Source organism: Dactylosporangium sucinum (assembly GCF_014647515.1).
In the GTDB taxonomy this organism is placed as follows: Bacteria; Actinomycetota; Actinomycetes; order Mycobacteriales; family Micromonosporaceae; genus Dactylosporangium; species Dactylosporangium sucinum.
The window spans coordinates 1-1,430 of sequence record NZ_BMPI01000184.1 but is presented as its reverse complement, the minus strand read 5'-3'; the positions used below and the strand labels follow the sequence as shown (position 1 = coordinate 1,430).

2 protein-coding genes are annotated in these 1,430 nt (G+C 67.3%); both read right to left on the bottom strand.

Going from position 1 to position 1,430, the window contains the following annotated elements; translation table 11 throughout:
- A partial coding sequence (locus IEZ31_RS55700; protein ID WP_190258280.1) for an ABC transporter substrate-binding protein occupies window positions 1-599 on the bottom strand: 599 nt, incomplete at its 3' end.
- Between the two features lie 468 nt (window positions 600-1,067).
- On the bottom strand, window positions 1,068-1,430 hold a 363-nt coding region (locus IEZ31_RS55695), incomplete at its 5' end, for an ABC transporter substrate-binding protein (RefSeq protein ID WP_190258279.1).

Genomic DNA, 1,430 nt, shown 5'->3' with positions numbered 1-1,430 from the left:
TGCTGCACCGCCTTCGTCAGACCATCACCGAACCCGTGCTGCGCCGCCGAGTCGAAATGGATGTACGCCACCCTCGGAGCCGGCTTCGGCACCAGATCCTTGATCAGCGCGAGGGTCGGGGCGACCTGGAAGTTGGGGCCCGACTGGGGCTGGAACGCCCACGGGTTCGGGGTGGGCGGCGAGATCTGGGACGGCGCGGTGGCCGTGCAGAACAGCGGCACCTTGGCCTCGGCCACGGTGTCGCCGAGCGCCTGGCAGATGCTGCTGACCGTGATGCCGGTCAAGACCACCGGCTTGTCCTGGTTGAGCAGCTGCTGCACGTTACTCAGCGCGCGGTTGACGTCCGCGGCATCGTCGGCGGTCACGAGTTTGACCTGTCGGCCGGCGACGCCACCCGCGGCGTTCGCCGCGTCGAAGTACGCCTTCATCCCCTTGAGCGCACCTTGGCCGGTAATGGAGAAGCCGCCGGACAGATCGCCGTTGTACGCGATGACGATGGGCTCGGAGGAGTTTCCGCCCGCCGCGTCACCGCCTCCACACGCGACGACTCCGACCATCAGCACGCCTATACCGGCCGTTGTGAGAACGGTCCTGCGCATCGATGCCCTCCTGTTTCCAGCGAGGAGAACGCCCACCGGCGCCACCCTGCGCTGCGTTTCGATGAGGTTACGAGCACCTCGAGAGAACTGTCAACAGATGCGTTGAAGAATCTGCCGAGACCGGTCTTTCACCAGCTCAGCCAGCAAGTGACGACGGTCAGTCGCCTGCAGCAGATCCGCTCCGTCAAGCGATGGCGCCGGGTCCCGACTCCATCGACCCGCAGGCCGGACTCAACCGTCTGCTACGCCTCGGCCCGCCGATGCGAGCCGGGCACGTCGGCCACGACGACGAACGCCTGAGGCAAGCCCGGCCGTTCGCTCCAGCGGGACGGTCGCGGCCGGCAAGCGCACAATGACGCCGTCATGTCCGAGTTTGTCAACCTTGGTGGTGCCGTTACCGGCCCCGGGAGGCGACGGGCACGCAGCGACCGTACCTCTCACGGCCCGCCGCCCAGTGCCGAACCTGGCCTAGCCGGTGAGCCCGGTGCCGGTCTTGAAGTCCCCGACCAGTTCAACGCCGTTGTTGCGTCGATAGATCGGCACACCCTTCACGCCCTGATGGCTGTCTGCGGTGAAGCTGAGATCGCCCGGAGTGATGCCGTTGGCCGGGACCGTCGCGCCCACGAGGGCTTCGCGCAGCTTCTCGCCCGTGCACCCACCGCAGTGTTCGAGCGCGGTGCCGAGCACCAAGGCGTTCAGGTAGCCGCGGACGGCGTAGGCCGTGCCGACCGGCAGGCCGGCGGCCTCGAACGCCTGCACCATCTTGGCCCAGTTCTCGTCGCCGGTGATCTTGTCGTTCGGCGTGTTGTCGATGTACGAGTGGGTCATCAG